19 protein-coding genes are annotated in these 21991 nt (G+C 34.5%); 5 read left to right on the top strand and 14 right to left on the bottom strand.

Going from position 1 to position 21991, the window contains the following annotated elements:
- Positions 1-96: 96 nt before the first annotated feature.
- Positions 97-1290 (top strand): hypothetical protein, encoded by a 1194-nt coding sequence (locus tag AC07N0_RS15165; RefSeq protein WP_494589828.1) that lies wholly within the window; start codon positions 97-99, stop codon positions 1288-1290.
- A 317-nt stretch (positions 1291-1607) separates the two neighbouring features.
- On the opposite strand, the gene AC07N0_RS15160 is transcribed toward AC07N0_RS15165, so the two are convergent.
- Complete coding sequence (locus AC07N0_RS15160; protein WP_494589827.1) at positions 1608-3059, bottom strand: DUF4369 domain-containing protein; 1452 nt, start codon at positions 3057-3059, stop codon at positions 1608-1610.
- A 209-nt stretch (positions 3060-3268) separates the two neighbouring features.
- On the opposite strand from AC07N0_RS15160, the gene AC07N0_RS15155 reads away from it, so the two are divergent.
- Positions 3269-4051 (top strand): YdcF family protein, encoded by a 783-nt coding sequence (locus AC07N0_RS15155; RefSeq protein ID WP_494589826.1) that lies wholly within the window; start codon positions 3269-3271, stop codon positions 4049-4051.
- On the opposite strand, the gene bla is transcribed toward AC07N0_RS15155, so the two are convergent.
- The gene (bla, locus tag AC07N0_RS15150) at positions 4048-4803 is read right to left on the bottom strand and encodes a subclass B1 metallo-beta-lactamase (RefSeq protein ID WP_494589825.1); all 756 of its coding nucleotides are present in this window, start codon (positions 4801-4803) and stop codon (positions 4048-4050) included. The two genes, AC07N0_RS15155 and bla, sit on opposite strands and share 4 nt — an antisense overlap.
- A gap of 182 nt (positions 4804-4985) precedes the next feature.
- Entirely contained in the window at positions 4986-5960 is a 975-nt protein-coding gene (pfkA, locus tag AC07N0_RS15145; RefSeq protein WP_492799091.1) for a 6-phosphofructokinase, read from the bottom strand.
- 356 nt (positions 5961-6316) lie between these two features.
- Here pfkA and AC07N0_RS15140 point away from each other — a divergent pair, with 356 nt between their 5' ends.
- Positions 6317-7873: a DUF5723 family protein gene (locus AC07N0_RS15140; protein ID WP_494589824.1), complete on the top strand. Its 1557-nt coding sequence runs from the start codon at positions 6317-6319 to the stop codon at positions 7871-7873.
- Positions 7874-7879: 6 nt separating this feature from the next.
- Here the strand turns inward: AC07N0_RS15140 and radC are convergent, their stop codons facing one another.
- On the bottom strand, positions 7880-8581 hold the full coding sequence (gene radC / locus AC07N0_RS15135) for a RadC family protein (protein ID WP_494589823.1): 702 nt from the start codon (positions 8579-8581) through the stop codon (positions 7880-7882).
- Positions 8582-8782: 201 nt separating this feature from the next.
- Positions 8783-9037 (bottom strand): 30S ribosomal protein S20, encoded by a 255-nt coding sequence (rpsT, locus tag AC07N0_RS15130; protein ID WP_309919933.1) that lies wholly within the window; start codon positions 9035-9037, stop codon positions 8783-8785.
- Positions 9038-9180: 143 nt separating this feature from the next.
- Here rpsT and AC07N0_RS15125 point away from each other — a divergent pair, with 143 nt between their 5' ends.
- On the top strand, positions 9181-10206 hold the full coding sequence (locus AC07N0_RS15125; RefSeq protein ID WP_494589822.1) for a zinc dependent phospholipase C family protein: 1026 nt from the start codon (positions 9181-9183) through the stop codon (positions 10204-10206).
- A gap of 60 nt (positions 10207-10266) precedes the next feature.
- The gene (locus AC07N0_RS15120; RefSeq protein ID WP_494589821.1) at positions 10267-11442 is read left to right on the top strand and encodes a class I SAM-dependent rRNA methyltransferase; all 1176 of its coding nucleotides are present in this window, start codon (positions 10267-10269) and stop codon (positions 11440-11442) included.
- 63 nt (positions 11443-11505) lie between these two features.
- Here AC07N0_RS15120 and AC07N0_RS15115 read toward each other — a convergent pair whose 3' ends face one another.
- The 9 genes from AC07N0_RS15115 to AC07N0_RS15075 form a co-directional block, all read right to left on the bottom strand.
- Complete coding sequence (locus AC07N0_RS15115) at positions 11506-13473, bottom strand: tetratricopeptide repeat-containing sensor histidine kinase (RefSeq protein ID WP_494589820.1); 1968 nt, start codon at positions 13471-13473, stop codon at positions 11506-11508.
- Positions 13474-13770: 297 nt separating this feature from the next.
- The gene (locus AC07N0_RS15110) at positions 13771-14637 is read right to left on the bottom strand and encodes a sensor histidine kinase (protein WP_494589819.1); all 867 of its coding nucleotides are present in this window, start codon (positions 14635-14637) and stop codon (positions 13771-13773) included.
- A 443-nt stretch (positions 14638-15080) separates the two neighbouring features.
- Positions 15081-15797 carry a YiaD family glycine zipper/OmpA-like lipoprotein gene (locus tag AC07N0_RS15105; protein ID WP_494589818.1) on the bottom strand — a complete coding sequence of 239 codons (717 nt, stop codon included), beginning with the start codon at positions 15795-15797 and terminating at the stop codon, positions 15081-15083.
- A 103-nt stretch (positions 15798-15900) separates the two neighbouring features.
- A complete protein-coding gene (locus tag AC07N0_RS15100) occupies positions 15901-16404 on the bottom strand; it encodes a ferritin-like domain-containing protein (protein ID WP_492799083.1) in 504 nt (167 codons plus the stop codon).
- 109 nt (positions 16405-16513) lie between these two features.
- Positions 16514-16723, bottom strand: a complete 210-nt coding sequence (locus tag AC07N0_RS15095; RefSeq protein WP_492799082.1) for a hypothetical protein — start codon at positions 16721-16723, stop codon at positions 16514-16516.
- A 27-nt stretch (positions 16724-16750) separates the two neighbouring features.
- Positions 16751-16981 carry a hypothetical protein gene (locus tag AC07N0_RS15090; protein ID WP_492799081.1) on the bottom strand — a complete coding sequence of 77 codons (231 nt, stop codon included), beginning with the start codon at positions 16979-16981 and terminating at the stop codon, positions 16751-16753.
- 292 nt (positions 16982-17273) lie between these two features.
- Positions 17274-19199 carry a glycoside hydrolase family 127 protein gene (locus AC07N0_RS15085; protein ID WP_494589817.1) on the bottom strand — a complete coding sequence of 642 codons (1926 nt, stop codon included), beginning with the start codon at positions 19197-19199 and terminating at the stop codon, positions 17274-17276.
- 272 nt (positions 19200-19471) lie between these two features.
- Positions 19472-20950, bottom strand: a complete 1479-nt coding sequence (locus AC07N0_RS15080) for an FGGY family carbohydrate kinase (RefSeq protein WP_494589816.1) — start codon at positions 20948-20950, stop codon at positions 19472-19474.
- Between the two features lie 5 nt (positions 20951-20955).
- The gene (locus AC07N0_RS15075; protein WP_494589815.1) at positions 20956-21930 is read right to left on the bottom strand and encodes an ABC transporter permease; all 975 of its coding nucleotides are present in this window, start codon (positions 21928-21930) and stop codon (positions 20956-20958) included.
- Positions 21931-21991 lie beyond the last annotated feature (61 nt).

The following is a 21991-nucleotide window of genomic DNA, read 5'->3' as shown; positions in this document are numbered from 1 at the left end:
TTTATTAAACAATTATTTCTTAAAATTATATAATTTTACTTTAATACCTTTTATTAAAATCTTTGTTAAACTTCATAAACGCCCCAATATTTTACCTTGAAAAGAACATTACCAAGCTTGATTAAAGCCCTAGAAAAACATCGATCTATTGGAAAACCATTGAAAGCCATCGTAGGCTTCGATGCTTACATTGATTCAATTCAAAAAATTGTGAATAACAAAGAAGATAATCAAACCCATTATTTTGAAACAATTAGTGATGTAGCAGCGCAATTGGCTTCTCTTTCGGGGAAAGATACCAAAGTAAATCTTAGGCAATTAGAAATGAGAATGAATGGTAATGCTCCTATTCTTGCCAATTCATTAGGGGCATTGGGCGCCAAGAATATTTGTATTGCTACAATGGGCTATCCAGATATTAACAATGTATTTGAAGAAATGCATCCCAATTGTGAATTAGTTTCTATCGCTTCCCCTGCCAAAACTACTATCTTGGAATTTAATGATGGTAAATTAATTTTTTCAGAAGAAAGTACTTATGAACAACTCACGTGGTCGTATGTGGCAGCAGTGGCAGGTGTAGAGAACCTAAGCAGGTGGATTTACGAAAGCTCATTATTAGCTTTTGTGAACTGGGCGAATATCAAATATTGTACTGATATTTGGAAAGGATTTCTAGAGGACATCGTTGTGAATTTGTCACCAGAGGCCACTAGACAATCACCAAAGTACTTTTCCAGAAACAAAATTCAAGAAGAAGAAGAAGCCTTTGGTATGCGTCATAAAAATTTCTTCTTTGACCTTTCAGATATTAGCAAAAGAACAAAAGAAGAAATCCTTGAAATTCTTGATGTAATTGGAAGTTATGCGCAATATGGCAAAGTAAGTTTAGGCATTAACGAAAGCGAAGCCAAATATATTTATGGTTTGAAAAAAGATAATCCTGACGCAGAATTACCTGATATTTTAAAGAATATTATTAGTACTTATCATATACAACAGATTTTTGTTCATACACCTGAAGAAGCATTGATGGTTTATAAAAATCATGTTTACGAAGTGAGAGGTAAAAGTTTTTTTCAAAAGCGTATCTCCACTGGTGGTAGAGATAATTTTAATGCAGGAGCTTGCCTTGGATTAATGCTTGATTTATTACCAGAACAAACCATTGCATTAGCAGTAGGCAATTATGAAGCCTATATTAGTAATGGAGTAAGTTTGGAATTCAGTGAATTAATTGATTATTTAAAAGATTGGGAAAAAGAACGACATCATGAAATTTTGGTGTAAGTAATAAACATGAGTCATCCCGAATTTTTCTTAAAATAGGGAGTTTAACAAAATAGCCTCATAGAGGCGATATATCAGTAGCCGCATTTGCGGTAAAATGTAAAACAAAATTCTCCTCCAAGCGCCATCGGGGCGAAATATTTCGCCCCGATGGGGCTTGGAGGAGTTAATACGATGCTTCTTCTACCGCAACGACGGCCGCCGATATAGTGTTCCTAACGGAACTATAATCTGTATTCATAAATCAAGAAAGCGGTCAAAAAACTAATTTTGACCGCTTTCTTGTGATTTCAAAATTCGGGATGACTCATGTTTGTTTATCTGATATTTTTAGATGCCTTTTGTTTTCTGGTAAAATCAATAAAATCTTCTACTTGTTCTACTGGTAAACGTTTGGCAATAATCTTTTTGTCTTTATCCAATACATAAATTACTGGCGTAGCGTATACATCAAAATTATTTTTAAAATCAGTATAATATTCTTCCTTTCCTGTTTGAGCATTTTTATGAATATCGATGCCATTAATTACTTCTTCTAGCTTAAATTCTTTAATAAAGCCTTTCCATTTCGAAGGTGTTCTGTCGATTGAAGCCGCTACTACTTTTACATTTTTAGTTTTTAAAGTTTGATAGGCTTTTTTCAATTTCGGAGCAGACTCACGACAATGGCTACATTCAGGGTCATAAATAAACAAAACAGTATAATCAGCCGCTATTCGTGGAATCTCAATTTCTCTGCCCAACGTATCTGTAAGGTACATATCTGGTAATTTTTTGCCTATTAAAAGTGGTTTTAATATAGCCACTCTTTCTTTCATTCTTCTTACAGTAGAAGTGTCCCATAAGGATGGTTCGCCGATATAATATTTCTCTGCCATGTGTACAAATGCGCCATCAGTCCCTAAGATTTTTGGGTTTTCATACTGACTAGAGATTTTATAAATTGTATATCTTCTTACATCTCTAGAAGTAGCTCTTGCCAATACAAAATCAGCTTCTTTAGCGATAGAGTCAGATACTTGAACAGTCAAATCATCAAAATAGCGTTCCAATTTCTTTTGTAAAAATGGTGTACGCATCATTCTATCATCTGCTAAATCAACATTATCCCAAAAATGAGCTTTATAATGTTGAAATTGATACTGATACATCGCAGCGGTATCTGCTTTAGTTTGAAGAGGTTTCGGATATGTTGGGATTTCTGGCTCTTGTGATGATTTAATTAATTTCCCAGCAAATAAATTTTCGTTGGCTTTTAACCAGTCTTTTTGAAACTGGGTCGTAGCAGTTTGCACTTTCTTAATTTTAGCCTCTACTGCTGGCGTTTTTCCTTTTTTACTTTCAGCTTCCAAGGCTTTCATCTCATCAAATCGGTCTGACATTTCTTGTTGAAACTTAAAAAAGGCTTCATTTTCTTTAGAACCCGTTATTTTCATTTTACGGATTAGGTTAACTGTATCTGTTTCGAATGCAAACTCTTGGTTACCAATGATGATATCGAAATACTTACCCTTGGGTAAGGAAACCAAATATAGTCCTTCAGGCAATTTTTTGTCTCCTTTAAAAAGGAAATTACCTTCTGAATCAACCTTCGCAGTATCTTTTATTACTTGTTGATTATAACCAAAATAATGTGCTAAAAAAACGGTGGTATCTTTAATCCCTTTTATTTTTCCTTTGATAGAAAAACTTTCACTTGTCTGGGCTAAAAGCTGATTAGAAAAACCAGTAATACTTAGTAGGAGTAAAATTTGAAATATTCTTTTCATTAGTTTAACTGTTGTTGCTATGTTTTAAATTGTAAGAGCCTGAAGAATGTTATTTTTTCTCAAAGTTACGCTAGTAAAGCATTAAGAAAAAGTATTTAGTAGTTTTGTAAACGATTCTTAGTTAATTTCATTATTAGCCCTATTTCACCTTAGTTTACTAAAGTTTATTAACGATTTTTATTCTTAAACAGACATACCTTTCTTCCAATATGTTTTACTTTCTTTCTAAAGTACTTTTTTACGTACTAATGCCTCTTTCTATAACCATCTTTGTATTAGTTTGGGCAATGTTCACCAAGAACCCTCAACGTAAAAAACAATTATTAATCAGTACGTTAGTCATGATTTTTGTATTTGGCAATGATTTTATCGTCAACGAAGGTTTTATGCTTTGGGAGACTCCTGCTACTTCTCCTGAAACTATTGTTGAGCCTTATGATGTTGGTATTATTCTAACGGGTGGAATGATTAGCAATAAAGAGGGAACTACTCAGCAGATTTTTGTCGATAAAACGGCTGATAGATTTATCCAACCTCTCCGTTTGTATAAACAAGGTAAAATCAAAAAAATACTTATCACAGGTGGCAATACTGATTTGACAATTATCAGAACTGATTTTTCGGATGAAAATCTGAAAACCGCACAATTATTAGTAGAGTTAGGTGTAAAGAAAACAGACCTTATCTTAGAAACCAAAGCTAGAAATACCCGTGAAAATGCTACTTTCACGGCTGAAATACTTCGTAAAAAGCCTGAGTTAGGCAAGAAATATCTATTATTTACCTCAGCTTTTCACATGAGACGTTCGTTGGGCTGTTTTGAAAAAGCAGGATTGACGGTCACTCCTTTTAGTACAGCCTTCAAATCAAAAGCAAGGGTTTTTACTTTTAGTAGTCTGATTATACCCAGCGAAGGTGCCTATTATGAGGGCTATCACCTCATCCATGAGATTCTGGGATATTGTGTTTATAGGGTATTGGGCTATTGCTAAGGTTTGAATAATTTAATGGTATAATCAAGTAATTTTTTGTTGCCATATTCTCCATGTCCAGGAACAACAGTTTTTACATTAGGATATTGTTTTTTAACTTTTTCAACGGTATTTGACCACTCGGCAACATTTGCATCGCCTAAATAGCCTTTCCCCGCCTCTAATTCTTTAATTAAACATCCTCCAAACAAAATATTTTCGTTCGGATAATAACCTACTACATTATCTTTTGTATGTCCTTCTCCGAAAAACTTGGCAACAATATGCTCCTTGCCAACTTTTAAAATAAGAGAATCCTTAAAGCTATTTTTGGGAAGAACATAATTATTTTCTTTGGCCAATTCAATTGTTTTGAAATACGCATACGAAGGAATATCATTATCATCAAATGCTTTTAAACCACCTAGACAGTCATCATGAAAATGCGTTGGGATAATGGCATTTATTTTACAATGAAGCGTTCCTTTTATCCATTTGATTAACTCTTCTGCACTTTTGTCGTTAGTTGGCGTATCGAAAACAATTACTTCATTATTATTTCTAACGATAAGCCCATTACAAGGAACATAGCCAAAATCATTCGTTTGTTTAAAGGATGTATGTTCAAAAGAATTTTTAGCAATTTGGGTAATAATTAAATCCTTGGTTTTATAAATCTCTTTAGGCTTAAAAGCTTCTCTTTTTTGAGCAATCCCTTTAAAGTTTGTGATAGAGATTATGATGATTAATAGGGTTTTGATAAAAGATCTCATTTTTCTGTTTTGTATTTTCAGGATTGCAACAAATAAAAAAACTATGATTATTCATTAGCCAAATTTATAAGAGGTTAAATACATTAACAAATTTTATTTGGTTTATAGGATTAGGTTGTTAATTGAAAAACAAAAAGGGTTTTGACAAAAATGCCAAAACCCTTTTTAATGCTAAGTCAACACTACTTACTCAAAATCCCAGCAAGTCTTAATAAATCTGTATTGATAACTTTCTTCATGGTGATGGTGTCATGGAAAGGTGTGTAAACCAATTGATCGTTTACGATACCTGCCATTTCATTTTTATGACCTGCTAAAAGTCCTTCTAAGGCACCCAACCCTAAACGGCTAGCCAATATTCTATCAGCAGCACTTGGGCTTCCTCCTCTTTGGATGTGTCCTAAGTTGGTTACACGAATATCAACAGGAATATCAATTGTTTTCTTGATGCGGTCTGCAATAACAGCAGCATTGCCTTCTTCATCACCTTCTGCTACAATGACGATTGAAGATGTTTTTTTCTTATTAAAGCCTGCTTTCAATGTTTCAACTACATCTTCAACAGTTTGTCTTTCTTCTGGAATCAAGATTGATTCTGCCCCCCCTGAAATACCAGACTGAATAGCTATATAGCCAGAGTCACGTCCCATTACTTCAATAAAGAATACTCTATCATGTGAATCAGCAGTATCTCTGATTTTATCAATTGCATCTAAAGCAGTATTTACTGCTGTATCATATCCTACTGTAAAATCTGTTCCGAAAAGGTCATTATCAATTGTTCCTGGTACGCCAACTGTTGGAATTTGGAATTCATTATAAAAAATTTCAGCCCCAGTGAAAGTACCATTTCCGCCAATAGCGACTAGCCCTTCAATACCGTGTGATTTCAACTGTTCGTACGCTTTTTTTCTTCCTTCGGGAGTCATAAAATCTTTACTTCTCGCAGATTTCAAAATCGTTCCACCACGCTGAATAATATTACTTACAGATTGAGAATTAAGTGGAATAATATCTCCCTTAATCATTCCGTTATATCCACGAATTATTCCGAAAATTTCGACTCCATGATGTAGCCCTCCCCTAACGACTGCTCTAATCGAAGCGTTCATACCTGGTGCATCACCTCCTGAAGTAAATACTGCAATTCTTTTCATGTTGGTAAAGATTGTATTTTAGTAAAGTTGGTTAATAGTAGTTATTTAGTTTACAGAAATAACAAATATCATTATTTCCGTAAGCAAAACCTCACAAATTTATCGTTTAAAAGTGATGTTTCTAAGATTTTTTCAAAAAATTACAGTTTAATAAAACATAAATAGTAAATTATGTAAATATTCTAATATTAAATTGAACTGTTTGTCTTTTAACGTCAAATCAAAATATTTTTGCACTAAAATCTGTGTAGCTAATAAGTAATTTGTATTAGCGGTATATTTGCAAAATTATTTAACCATTAATTTATTACCGCTACTGTTTTTGTAGTAATAGCCAAGTAGACAAAACCACTAAAATGCTTAGATTAAAACTTTCTTTTTTAATATGTTTATTTTCTTCTTTCGGAGTGGTGGCACAACAGTGGTTAGGTATTTCTGGAAGTAATTATGCTGGTACTAATTCAGTTTATACTAACCCTGCCAATGTAGTTGACTCTAGGTATAAAGTATATATTAACTTAGCAAGTAATGATTTATTTTTAACGAATAACTTCACCAATTGGGAAGCTCCCTATTCTATCCTGCAACTCTTCAGTAATACTGTTCCAACTGAATACAGAAATCCTACTAATAACAACATTCTTTTTAAGGACGAATATTTAGCACCTAATCAAAATAGTGGACTTAAACACCTGCATACCATTGATGATTTCAGAGGGCCATCTGCTTTAATCAACTTGAATAACAGACAATCTGTTGCTGTTCTGACACGCGTACGAACAGGCATTAATTTTACAGGCATGGAAAGCCAATTTTCTGAATTAATCCGTACAAATATTAAAAACGAAGATATCCAAAATCAATTGGTTAATCTAAACGGTACTACTTTCAACGCCAATAGCTTTGTTGAATTTGGGCTTAGCTTTGGACAAGTATTACTGAGCGAAGACGAAGACTTTATCAAAGTTGGTCTCACGGTTAAACGATTAGTGGGCTTGTATTCTGCCCACATGATGATAGACAAAGCTAATTATGACATTATATCCGACCCAACCAACCGTACCGAGCGTTTATTAAGGATTAATAGTCTTATGGCTCAATATGGTTATACCAAAAATGAAGCTTTTGAAAATGCAAAAATCAGTCCCGGATGGATTTTGGGAAATCAATCTGCTGGTAGTGGTTGGGGCTTAGATATTGGTATTGTGTATGAGTTTCGTCCTGATTTACGTAAATTCACCTATCGTGAAAAAGGTGTGTTGAAATTAGACCCTAGTAAAAACAAGTACCAATTTCGAGTAGGCGTTTCATTATTGGATATTGGCGGACTTAAATATTCCAATCCTAATTATGTAAGAAACTGGGATATAAATACTACTAATAAAGTTTTTAATTCAAAAGATTATAAAAAAGTACAAGGTCTTGACGATGGCATTGACCGTATTAATGCTTCTTTAAACCTCAACGAAGAGCAAGCACAGTCATTATTTCACACTAGTTTGCCCACAGCTTTCAGTATAAATTTTGATTATCACTACAAAAACAATATTTATATCAATAGCGTTTGGACGCACGCTTTAAGAAGCGATAATTCTATTGGTACAAAATCTCCGTCGTTATTAGCTGTAACCCCTAGGTGGGAAACTAAATGGGCGGAGGTAGCTATACCCTTTGCATTGTTAGATAATTACAGCACCTTTTCATTTGGCTTGTCTGCTCGTGTAGGTCCTCTTTTTGTGGGTACTGACAACCTTGGAAGTATGCTAAATATCGGCACACCTCGTGGGCTAGATTTATACTTTGGTGCTAGTATTCCTATTTTCAGAAAACCTCCTACTGTTCTCAATGCCTGTTTTTACGAAAAAGGTAATCGTAAAAGTTTAATAGAAACAATAATGTTCTGGAAAAAGTAGGAGTCCTTATAACATCCCTTCGTCGGCAAAGCTAAAGTATTTCTTATCAGTAAAAATCAGGTGGTCTAATACTGGTATGTCTAGATGCTGTCCTCCTGCTCTTAATTTCTGTGTAAGGTCTTTATCTACCTGACTAGGACTTAAATTACCCGAAGGATGATTGTGTGATAGAATAATGCCACTCGCTAAATGTTCTAAGGCTACTTTAAAAATCATTTTAGGGTCTGCAACTGTGCCAGATACACCACCAATGCTTACTCTTTCACATTTTAGTACATCATTCGCACGGTTGAGTAAGATAACCCAAAATTCTTCATGCTGTAAATCTGTCAGGTAGGGTTTTAATACTTCATAAGCATCAGCCGAACACTTAATCCTTGGGCGTTCTGTTTTCTCTGTATTTTTCTTTCTCCTCCCTAGTTCTAAGGCACTTACTATTGTAATGGCTTTTGCTTCGCCAATGCCTTTAAACTTAGCTAAATCTTTTACAGAGAGCCTCGCTAGTTGATTTAAATCATTGTTTACACTCTGGAGTATTACTTTGGCAATATCAATGGCTGTCATGTTCTGAATGCCTGTAGCAATTAAAATTCCTAGCAATTCTGCGTCTGATAAGGCAGCTTTGCCTTTGATAAGTAGTTTTTCACGAGGTCTATCTTCTTCTGCCCAAGATTTGATATTGAGATGGGTATTCTCGTAGGACTTCATAGGTGTTAAGTTTTATAGCGTTAATATAGTGTATGTATTTTATTATTTTTTTGGCAAAACCAACTATTATCGTATTTCAGTAGAAACGATGTTTTATAAAGATTAATTTAAAACTAAAATATTTTATTGCAAAATTTTAGGCATAAAAAAAGACCTATCTTTTCAGAAAGGTCATTTTTTTATGAATATTTCAAAGCTATATTAAGCTATTTTATTCACTAACTTTGCTAACTTAGATTTCAAGTTAGAAGCTTTGTTCTTGTGAATAATGTTCTTCTTAGCTAATTTGTCAAGAGCAGAAGAAACTTTTTGATAAAGATCAGTAGCAACTACTTTATCGTGTGTCAAGCGCAATTTCTTCACCATTGTACGTGTAGTTTTGTGCTGATAACGATTACGTAATCTTTTTGCTTCGTTTGCTCTGATTCTTTTTAAAGATGATTTGTGATTTGCCATGTTTATTTCCCGAATAATATTGGTTTTCTGATTTTCTATTATTGAGGTGCAAAGGTACATCTTTTTTAAGATAATACAAGTGCATATTTACAAAAACTTTCAAATTAGCTAGAATTAGCTTTTTATACCTAAAGTATATCGCCATGAGAAAAATGTTTTTACTCCTATTTTTATGTTTATTTTTCAGCATTTCAGCTTCATTTGCTTTTAAAAGTGGAGGCTATGTTAACCCAAAACCTTACCTGAATGCTCATAAAGCTATAAAATGGGGATTTTTTGCGCATCAACGCATTAATCAGTTAGCTATCTTTACTTTACCACCCGAGATGATTTCTTTCTACAAAACAAACTTATATTATATTGTAGAACATTCGGTCGCTCCCGACCGTCGAAGGTATGCTGTGCAGGATGAAGCGCCAAAACACTACATTGATTTAGATAGTTATGGCGATAGTGCCATTTACAAACTCCCACATTACTGGAATGACGCTGTTGAAAAGTTTTCAGAAGATAGTTTATTCAAACATGGTATTGTCCCGTGGCATATTCAGTTCATGAAGTTTCAACTGACGAAGGCATTTGAAGAAAAAAATGCTCAAAAGATTCTCAAAGTCTCTGCTGAAATTGGTCATTATATCGCTGATGCCAATGTGCCACTTCATACTTCGTCTAATTATAACGGACAAAAAACTAATCAAATCGGTATTCATGGTTTTTGGGAATCTCGATTACCAGAATTATTTGCTAGTAACTACGATTTTTTAGTAGGCTCGGCTACTTATGAAAAATCTATCAGTAAAAGAACTTGGGAAGCTGTCAGCAATGCAAATGCTTGTTTAGATTCCGTTTTTGCTTTTGAAAAACACTTAAACGCCTCCACTAATACAAGTAAAAAATACAACATCGAAGAGCACAACGGGCAAAATGTCAAGAAGTATGCGAAAGACTATTCAAGAAAATACCATGAAGCGTTGAGTGGACAAGTAGAAAGGCAAATGAGGAGGTCTATCAAAATGACTGGTGATTTTTGGTACACTGCTTGGATAGATGCTGGTCAGCCAGATTTAAGCAACACACAGTTTGTACCATCTGCTAAAGAAAAACAAGCCGATGAAAAAGAACAACAAACATGGCTTCAAAAACTTTTTAAAGTAAGAGATGAAAATTGATTCCTTTGAAAATGAAGGGGGAATAAGTATTAAAACGATTTTCATCTGTAATTTTGTGGTATGAAATCACAAATTATTTTAAAAGCAGGTAAGGAAAACCCTGTGAAACGTTTTCACCCTTGGATTTTTTCGGGTGCAATTGCAAAAATTATTGGTAGTCCTACAGATGGGGAAGCCGTTGATGTGTTTGATTCGCACAAAAACTATTTGGCTACTGGGCATTATCATGAGGGAAGTATCGCTGTAAAAATATTTTCTTTTCAAGAAACTAACTCTGATGAAAACTTCTGGTTTGATAAAATCCAAAAGGCTTATCAGGTGCGTCAATTAATTGATTTTGAAACTACTAATTGTTACCGCTTAATCCATGGCGAAGGGGATGGTTGCCCAGGGTTAATCATTGATTTCTACAATGGCGTTGCCGTTTTTCAAGCCCATAGCATCGGGATGTACCTTGAAAAAGAGAAAATTGCGGTAGCCTTACAAAAAGTATATGGTGATAAATTAATCGCCATTTATAATAAATCGCACGAAACACTTCCAAATCAGTTTGCCTCAACTGTTCAGAATGGGTATTTATTTGGTGCTTGTACAGTACCACATCCTGTGCTTGAAAATGGCTTTAAGTTTATGATTAACTGGGAGACTGGACAAAAAACAGGTTTTTTCCTTGACCAAAGAGATAACAGAGCCTTGTTAGCGAAATATTCAAAAGGCAAAAAAGTATTGAATTCATTCTGTTATTCCGGTGGGTTTTCGATGTATGCTTTGGGAGCAGAAGCTGAATTAGTACATTCAGTAGATGTTTCTCAGAAAGCAATCGACTTGGTTACTCAAAATATCGAAGCAAACAATTTTCAAGGATTAAATCATCAGGCTTATGCTGAAGATGTAATGAAGTATTTGAAAGCTAACGACCAGTCTTATGATTTAATAGTACTTGACCCTCCTGCTTATGCTAAAAACGTAGCTACACGTCATAATGCTATTCAAGGGTATAAGAGATTGAATACTGAAGGTTTCAAAAGATTAGCAAAGGGTGGTATTTTATTTACATTTTCTTGTTCGCAGGTAGTTGACAGAGAGCTATTTTATAATACTGTCGTTTCTGCTGCTTTAGAAGCTGGGCGACAAGCCAAAGTATTACATCACCTTACACAGCCTGCTGACCATCCTGTTAATTTCTTTCACCCAGAAGGGAGTTATTTAAAAGGGTTGGTTCTTTATGTAGAATAAAGAGTGGTGTTTATACATTAGCTTTCTTAAGAGCGATAAATGATGCTCTTAAGAAAGCTAATTTTACTTTTCACTTAATGGTAGTGTAAAGTAGAAAGTGGTGCCTTGTTCGGGCACACTTTCAAACCATATTGTTCCATTATTTTTCTCAATCAGTTCTTTGCATAACAAGAGCCCAAGACCGCTTCCTTTCTCTTTGGCTGTACCAAAACTTGAATATGAAGTATATTTATTGAATATTTTTGATTGAGCCTCCAATGGAATTCCTTGTCCATCATCTTTAATCGATACAATAATCATATTTTCCTTTTCTTCTGTTGTAATAACAACACTATTGCATGCTTTCAAAAACTTCACAGCATTCTCGACAATATTCCTAATAACAATATCTATCATTGTTGAATCTGCAAAAACCAATTGAGGGTCTTGTCGCTTTTCGGCAACTATTTTTATTTTCTTCTCTGTAGCCCTTGTTTCTATTAATAAAACATTCTGCTGGATTATTTGCTGTATGTCAAACAATATCGGATTTACTTGCATACCATCCATTTGGCTTTTAGCCCAATATAAAAGATTATCTAATAGCTTGGATGTAGCATGAAGACTTTGAGAGATTTGTCCAATATAAAACCCCTCCTCTTCTCCAACCATTTTCTCATCAATCATATAGTCTATCATTCCTTTAACTGAGTTAACAGGCCCACGGAGATCATGACTAATAATTGAAAAAATTCGGTTTCTCACCAGTATCAACTCTTCTAAATGTTCATTTTTAACAATAATATCTTTGTTTTGTTCCTCCAATTGTTTGATAAATTTCTTCTTTTCATAATGGTTTTTAAATAAAAGTATGGCTATCATTAATAAAAGCAAGGCTCCTCCAGCTATCAGATTTCGCTTTAATTCAAGGTTTTTTAATTCTTCTTGCTTGATACGAGCAGTTTTATTCAGTAAATCTATTTGCTGTTGTTTCTTTTCAAGCTCATAGCTCGACTGCACTCTGGTAATGGCTCTAGTTTTTTCGACACCACTTAGACTATCTTTTAAAGCTATTCCAATATTTCTAAAAACTAGCGCTTCTTTATAATTCCCCAATTTTTGATGATTCAGATACAAAGTATTATATATCTGAGTTGATATTTCATCAATACCTAGTTTCTTATTCTCTTTTAAAGCCATATTGGCAAAATGTAAACTTAATTTATAATTACCCGTGTAATAATAAATAAGCGCAAACGCATTATGACAATAGGCAATATCTTCATCATCCTTGATTTTTATTGCTAATGCCAATGCTTTATTGAGATATTGTTCAGCTAATATGTAGTTTTTGAGGGCTATATAATTCTCACCTATATTATAGAGCGTAATAGTAGTACCGAGGGTGTCATTTACTCCTTGAGCGATGGGCAAAGCTTTTTTGTTATAGACTATGGTTGAATCAGGCTTTCCTTTATATTTAAAGATTTCGCCCATATTTACTAACAAGCTAAATGTAGCGTATTTTGTCGGGTCATTTTGTTTAAGGGCTATCGCATAAGCCCTTTTGTAATAAAACAAGGCATTGTCATAGTCTTCCATATCCGAATAAACAATACCTATGTTATTATATTCATTTCCCGAAAGCCCTGTCAATCCTAACTTTTCACTAATGCGTAGACATCGAAAATGGCATTCTAGTGCTTCTGGTAGTCTTCCCTTTGAAACCAATGATACCCCTTTAGTAAGATAGGCTAAAGCAATACCTTTGTCAAAATGGATTTTCTTGGCTAAATCCAGTGACTTTTGTGCCATAAAAAGTGAGCTATCTGAATTTTTATTCCAGTAATATCTTGAGAGGGCGTAATAAGTGTTTACTCTGTCACTATCGTGTTTAGCGGCACTCAATCTATCATTTAAAAGTTTCAGCCTGTCTGATTGAGCAAAGGAAAGTGAAGATGCATAAATTATAAATCCAATAATAGTAACTAAATTCTTTATACTTGTGTATTTGCTATAAATCTCTAGCACACAAAATGCCCATTTCTTCATATATATTATAATGCCAATATCATTTCAAGTGATAAAAAGACTTAAAATGTTTCTTTAACAATAATTAGTGGTTGGTAAATCAAGCATATTATTGGTCAAAATTCTTAGAGATACTCTTCAATGCTAGCTTGTTTTGTTGCCAAATTAAGCTATTTTATTCAAACAAAATATGAGCCAAAACAGGTAATAGAGTCGAAAAAAGAAAATTGCCCATCAATCCAGAAAAGTCAGGTTGAAGGGCAATTTTATTTTTTTTGATACTGATTTATAATATTTATATGTAAAAATAAGCTGGCTTTATCGTTCATCATTCAATGGAATAGTAAAGCTGAAAGTAGTTCCTTGCTCGGGCACACTTTCAAACCATATTGTCCCATTATTTTTCTCAACAAGTTCTTTGCATAACAGCAGCCCTAACCCACTTCCTTTCTCGTTAGCCGTACCATAACTTGTATAAGTAGTATCTTTATTAAATATCTTAGATTGAGCCTCCAAAGGGATTCCTTGTCCATCATCTTGAATAGATATTATCACTTTATTTTCTTCTTGTTTTGTAGTAATAGTAATGCTATTTCCTGCATTTAAAAACTTCACGGCATTCTCAACGATATTTCTGATAACAGTATCAATCATTGTTGAATCTGCGAAAACTAACTGAGGTTCTTTACGTCGTTTAGTAACTATTTTTATTTGCTTTTCGGTAGCCCTTGTTGAAATCAATGAAACATTTTGCTGAATAATATCCTGTATATCAAATAACAAAGGGTTTACTTGCGCACCGTTCATTTGGCTTTTTGCCCAATACAACAAGCTATCGGCTAAATGTGAAGTAGCGTGTAGGCTTTGAGAGATTTTCTCAATGTAAAAGCTCTTTTCTTCCTCACTCATTTCTTCTTCAATCATAAAATCTACAATTCCCTTTATTGAGTTTACAGGTCCACGTAGGTCATGGCTAATGATTGAAAAGATACGATTACGCACTAATATTAATTCTTCTAAATACTCATTCTCTTGAAGAATATCTCTGTTTTGTTCTTCAAGCTGTTTAATCAACTTCTTTTTTTGATGATAGTTTTTATATAAAAGAATTGGCATCAATACTAAAAACAAAGCTCCTCCAGCTGCTAGTGTTACTTCGTGGTTCTTTAATTCTTTATTTTTCATAAGATTTGGGTTTTTCAATAAGTTTATTTGCTGATATTCCCCCTCTAGGCTGATGCCTCGTACTCGTGTGTTGGGAAGACGATACTGTAATCGTCTTTAATTTTTATGGCCAATGCCAATGTTACAGAATTTTACAAGTAGGTATTTGTGTAGTGATGTTGCTCATTGAGCAATAGGTAAGAATTTTATTATGTTGAATTGCAGAATTTGGAAGTAGTTTGTATTCAACTATTTACTCTTTATTGATTAACAACTTGAAGGTAAAATATTTCGTTGAATTGTTTTGGCGGGGAACTATATTACAAGTGTTTTGTAATAAACTAGCAACTTGCTGAAGTATAAAACAGAATTGCCCATCAATCTACAAAAATGAGGGTGAAAGGCAATTCTATTTTAAACACTTAACATATCTTGATTTGGGCTATATATCCAAAGAGGAAATTCTATTTTTTACTAACTTCATTACCAGTAGCCTTAGTAGCATCTTTTTTCAATTTGTCGTCAGCTACGATAGCAAATTCTACTCTTCTATTTTGCTCTCTGCCCGACTCTACCGTGTTATCTGCCACAGGGTCTTTCTCGCCATAACCTAACACCGTCAAACGACTTCTTGATACGTTATTAGCTTTCAAGATGGCTGCTACGGCATCTGCTCTTTGCTGAGATAATTTCATGTTATAAGCCTCTGTACCTACGTTGTCAGTATGACCTGCTACTAAAATTTCTGTATCAGGATACTGCTTCAAAGTTTCAGCAAACTTAATTAGATTATCATTTACACTAGGATTAATTTTGGATGAATTAAAATCAAACAATACTCCTGACTTCATCGTAATCTTGATACCCTCTCCAACTCTTTCCACATCCGCTACTACATCTAAATCTTTCTTTAACTTTTCAGCTTGCTTATCCATGTATTTCCCGACAAACGTACCTGCAATTCCTCCGACGGCTGAACCGACAATGGCATAAACAGCAGGATTAGATTTTCGTCCGATAGCGGCACCCATTGCTGCACCAGTACCAGCACCAATAATGGCACCTCGCTGAGCATTATTAAGCTTTTTGAAAGAATTACATGAATAAAAGCTTGGCGCTAAAACAAGTAATAACAAAACTATTTTGCTAATACTTCTGGTATACATATTTATCGTTCTCATAATTTTATTGATTTGGTATAATGAACAGTACAATATTTTTGTTTGGCATTTTAACAAAAATGCCATAACAATGTCATGGCATTTTCCGTCAACAAATCAAAAATTATGATACTGGCATTGGTTTATCTAATACTTCTTGTTGATTGTCTAATACTTCCTGCTCTGCTTTTGCATGATGTTGTGATTTCTTCAATGACTGAATAATTTTTAATGACTCTGTAATTGAAGAAATTTGTGATTTCAATAATTGTGACAAATCAGGCGAGGCTTGTACTTTATCTGAAGCCAATACGGTTTCATAAGTCTCTAGCGTAGCTTTATCGCCCGATTCACAAGAATTTAAAATAGTTTCTCGATTATTCGATACAATCGAAGCTTTAAAATCTACCCAAATTTGATGAGCTTTACCTATTAATGTACTTGACGTAGCAGGTTCTCCTCCAAATTTCACTACATGTTCAGCCAATGCTTCCGCAAAGTGTTCACTTTCATTTAACATTCCGTGAAAGAGATTTTTCAAATCCCCTCCATCCATGTTCTGCTCTGCTTTCCTATAATTTTCGATACGATTATAGTTAATCTCTATTAGTTCATTCAGATCTTTCAAGAGAATCTCATATTGATTTTGCATCATTAATGGTAAGAATCAGTCATAGTTAACACTTCTGATTCTTTTTATAGTAGGTTTAATGAATAATTTGAAAAATCTCAGTCAATTAAAGTGCTTTTTTTACTTTAGCTTTTACTTCTTCAAACTTATCAGCTGCTTTTTCAGCTAGATTCAAAGCTCCTAATTTTATATCGTCAATTGTTTCTTTAGCTTCTGCTTTTGCTACAGCTCCTTTTTTTTCTAAAGTTTCAGCCTTATGTTCTGCAGCCTCTTTTTTAACTTTCTTTTTCGTAGTTTCAATTTTTGTAGTTGCCATGATCTTACTTTTATTTATAGATTTTTATTATTTAACAGTGTCTGATTTATTTAAAATCAATGTGTCTTTAGGGGTAACTTTACCCATATTGTGCTGGCCGTCGTTATCAGAGGTGGACCAATATCCCCCTGCTATAGAAATTAAGATTAACACAATCCCAATTAAAACAGTATAGATAAACATATTGCCTGCTTTCGTTCTTTTTTGTGCTTTAATATCAGAACGCATTTCTTTATCTACTTTATCAGCTTTTTCCATGTTCTTATTGTTTTATAGGTTACATCAAAGAAGTTAAAACATTTGTACCAGTAGTAGAAAACTAACATTCAGGAGGACATTTGAGCAAATAACTCTACAAAATGTGGGTAAAAAATAGTAAAAGAGGTAGCAAGTATCACAAAAAAATGCTAAAACATTAAAAACAAGTACAAAATAGTACTTACTTTTAGTGCTTTAGCATTAGTTAATTATGCTTATTCTAATATGCTTATATTTCTTTTACAGGTTTCATAATTGTTTTAATATTATGTAGCTAGTGAAATGATACTTCCTACTTTACATCCCAATAGACAACATATCGCTCGCGGTGAATATCGTATAAAGGGCGAAGCGTAATGCCTTCATTTAAGGTTTTGAAGGTCAACGGTTTGCCAGTGAGAGGTTTTATTGTATTGTTTAGATTGCTTTTGTCTAAGTTCAATGCTTGTACTAAGCCAGCGGGTACTTTATAATTGAATGTATAATAGTCGTTATACAGTGATGGATTAGAATAAGGAGCAGGTGCTTCCATTTCCGCCGTTCCCATTTCGCCAGCCAATACAATTGGTCCGTATAATATAGCTACTTTATTAGCATTATCATTGATGACTTGTGTAGTCAAAGTCATGGGAAATGTAATTTCTACACGATCATTGGCTTTCCATATTCTACCAATTGAAACGTAGCTCCCCGCAGATTGCTTAATTTTCAAAGGCTTACCATTCACCAAAACACTAACACCAGTTGCCCATGACGGATAACGAACATTTAAAGTAAGTAACTGATTTGGAGCCGACTCAATCGTAAAGACAGTTTTACCAGCCTCAGGGAAAACGGTTTCTTGTTTAATGCTAAAGCCTTTTTCTTTCCAGTTAAGGGTTGAAGCAATGAATAAATTCACATAAAGGGCATCGGCACTATGGTAATAAATGGCTTCTCCATACTTCGCATGGTTTTCGAATCCACTGCCTACACAACACCAAAAAGAGTTTTCTGGGGTACTATACACTTTGTGTGCCCCTGCCAACATGGGTAAAAAATAGGCGACCATGCCTGTCTGTGGGTCTTGTTGACCAAGGATATGATTAAAAAGAGCTTTTTCGTAATAATCGGCATATTTTACATCGGCAGTATGGGAAAACAAATGGCGAGTTAGTTTAAGCATGTTATAAACATTGCACGTTTCGCCTGTATAGCCCGTCAAGTGTTCTGAAAGGGCGTCTGCTTTAAAGAATTTTTCTTTATCGCTATTACTTCCCGTTGCAAATGAATGATGATTGATAACAGTATTCCAAAAGAAAGTGGCAATCGAATCTCCCTGTCCTTGTCCTTCTAACTCATATTCACGCGTCATTCCTAACAACTTAGGAATATAAGTATTGGCGTGTTTCTTTTCTAAAATATCTTTCCCTTCTTTCAATGGGTCTAACATTTCATTATGATAGAAAAATGTAGCTAGCCATTTGTACTCAGTTTTTCCAGTAATGGCGTATAAATTATAAAAAGATTCATTAATTCCTCCAAACTCATTGCGAAGCATCAGCGCACGTTGTGCTTGAGTTACAGGCTGGAGTTTTTGATAAGCCCAACCCCCCATTTTCTGGGTAACTTCTAATGCTTGCGGATTATTGCAATATAGATATTGATCAATTAGTCCAGAAAGTATCTTATGCAAAGTGTACCAAGGAGCCCACACTTTTTGACCTGCAATATTTCTATTAATTAATTCTTGTGGAAAAGCACTTAAATAACCGTCTTGATTTAATACTTTTTGCACAACTGCCAATCCAGCGACAATACTGTCTGCTTTGGCTTTAAAGCGTTCATCGCCTGTCTGTGCATACATCAATGAAAGTCCAGAAAGCAAATGTCCTGTCGAATGTCCTCGTAAATCACAATCCAGTGATTCCCAACCTCCATATTTTTTCACTTCAAAATATCCACCTTCATTAGCATCATAAATACCTGCATTATTGCGAAAACTATGTAATAGTCTCTTGACGTCTATCGACAAAAGCCAACGTTGTTCCCGTAGCATATTTTCTTTGAATCGTCCATCTAATAGTCTGACATCCGATAGGTCAAAGCTATATACTGCGGGTTTTAGTTTGTCCTGCAAAGCAAATTTATCAGTATGCTGACCGGGATAATGTGATTGTGCTTGTGTACTATTTACTACTATTAAAAGGCTTACTACTAATAAGAGTTGTTTCTTCATTGTATATTTTCAGTTTAAAACGCTATAAATTAATATTTTACCATTGCTTCCAACTATAAAATCAAATGATAAAAAGAGTATATAAGAATCTTCTTTTTGTTAATTGTATCATCGACAGCTTAATCGATTAATCATTAATACATAATTAATTACTTAAAGATAATTTAACGATTTCAGCTTTGAAGAAAGAGAGGAAAGAGTATATTACATACCCTATTTTCATCTTTTATTTAAGAGAAATAGAGTATGTAATTGAAGAGTAATGAAGCGTTTTATTGAATAATATCTTTCCAAGCCTTAAAGGCTTTATGAATTTTTATTTGATTTTGTTCTTGAGGCAGCACTGACTGTGGCTTTTGAAATAAGGCTTTTAAAGAATCTACTGATTCAAAAATTTGTACTCCTAAACCAGCCATCAAAGCTGCTCCTAAAGCAGATACATCGTGCATTCCTTTGTTGACTACGGGAATACCAAGCAAATCAGCTATTGTACTTAATACAAAACCATTAGAAGTCATTCCACCATTTACCATCAATTCTTGTAAATGCATGTGAGAATCCTCCTCCATGGCTAATACAACATCTTTTATCTGAAATGGAATAGATTCCAATGTCGCCCGAACGAGATGATTTTTATTAGTACCAAATGTTAATCCATGAATAGATGCCTTACGTTTCATGTCCCAATAGGGTGCTCCTAAACCACTAAAAGCGGGTATAATATAAACACCTCCATTATCATCAACAGCCGTAGCCATTGCTTGGGTCTGTTTACTTTCTGCAAATAAGCCTAATTCATTTTTAACCCATTCTACGGTTGCACCACAACTTACAATGGCTCCTTCAAGGGCATAGTCTATTCTTCCTTCCGTACTCCAACAGATGGTCGTAATCATGCCATGTTGTGAAGACTGTGGTTTATCGCCAATGTTCATCAAGATAGAACAGCCAGTCCCTAAAGTAGCTTTAGCAGTTCCTGCTTCAAAACATCCTTCTCCAAAAGCGGCTGCATGACTATCGCCAATCATACCAGAAATGTTGATGGGTTCCTCAAAAATTCCACCAAAAGTACTTGTACCGAAATTTGAAGAAGATGCTTTAACTACGGGCAGATTGATTGTTGAAAGGTTGAAATTTGATAATAACTCCTTATCCCATATAAGGCTATGGAGATTAAAAAATAATGTTCTCGAAGCATTAGTATAGTCGGTGGCATAAATTTTACCATCTGTAAGTTTATATAATAACCACGTATCTATCGTTCCGAAAAAAGCTTTGCCTTCGTCTATCGCTTGCTTTATTGCAGGATTATTTTCGTATAACCAAATAAGCTTAGTTCCCGAAAAATAGGGGTCGATTAATAAACCTGTTTTTTCTTTAATAGTATTAGCTAACCCTGCTTGGTTCAATCTATCACATACTTGTACAGAACGTTTGCATTGCCAAACTACTGCATTATGCAATGGTTTGCCATTTTCATCCCACAACACAAAGGTTTCTCGCTGATTACTAATCCCACAAGTTTTTATATCTTTTAAGTCTCCGCCATTTGCCACAAACTGAGCTAAACAGTTTTTTACGGCAGTCATGGCATTCTCAAAAATTCCTTCTGGGTCTTGCTCTACAAAACCATCTGCTAAATATTGGGTTTGTAGGACTTCAGAAGCCCTAGCTACTACGTTAGTCTTCTCATCAAAAATCAATGCTTTGGTACTACTAGTACCTTGGTCGATAGCGAGTATATATTGCATAGCGGTTAGTCGTTTTTAGCATTAGCACGGTCGATGATTACTGCTAATAATATCACCATTCCTTTTACAACTTGTTGCCAGAAAGGCGATACATTGAGTAGTACTAGTCCGTTATTAAGCACCCCAATGATGATTGCCCCAAGTACTGTCCCTAAAATAGAGCCTCGCCCCCCTGATAAAGAAGTACCACCGATTACTACTGCCGCAATGGCATCTAATTCATATCCTGTTCCTGCATTAGGTTGAGCAGAGTCTAATCGAGCTGTTACCATTAATCCTCCCAAAGCCGCTAATCCTCCTGCAAGGGTGTAAACAATCAATTTAATTTTATAAATTTTAATACCTGATAATCTGGCAGCATTTTCGTTTCCCCCAATAGCGTAAATATAGCGTCCTAAGGGGGTTTTTGTCGTAAGAATCAAGGCTACAATAATCACAAAAATACTTATCCAAACAGGTACAGGTACACCTAAAAACCACCCTGTACCAATATAATCGAACTTTGCTCCTAAATTACTAATAGGAAATCCCTTCGTCCACAACATAGTAAGCCCACGGGCCATCGTAAGCATGGCTAAGGTAGCTACAAATGGAGGGACTTTGAATTTGGTAATAACCCATCCGTTAAAAAAGCCTAAGACTCCCCCAAAAAACAAGCCTACGATGATAGCTCCTAATAATGTAAAACTTATTAATATATTCTGAGAAGGAATTTCTATGCCATTTTTTAATAAACCCGCTGTAATAGCACCACATAATGCCAAGATTGACCCAACTGACAAGTCTATTCCTGCTGTTAGTACGACCAAAGTCATCCCGACAGAAATACAGATATTTACAGAAATTTGTCTTAATACATTCCATCCATTGGCAACGGTCAGGAATTTATCTGATAGTATACTAATAATGATGCATAGCACAAATAGGGCAATTAGCGATTGCAATTTGTACAATTTTTCTTTTTGAATAATTAAATTCATGTTTATGGCTTTTTGTATATTAAGCAATGACAGTTTTAGGTTCACAATTCATCACTCACAA

The sequence above is a fragment of the Arcicella sp. GW821-FHT09D11 genome (assembly GCF_059416265.1).
This window is presented reverse-complemented; position numbering and strand designations above follow the sequence as displayed.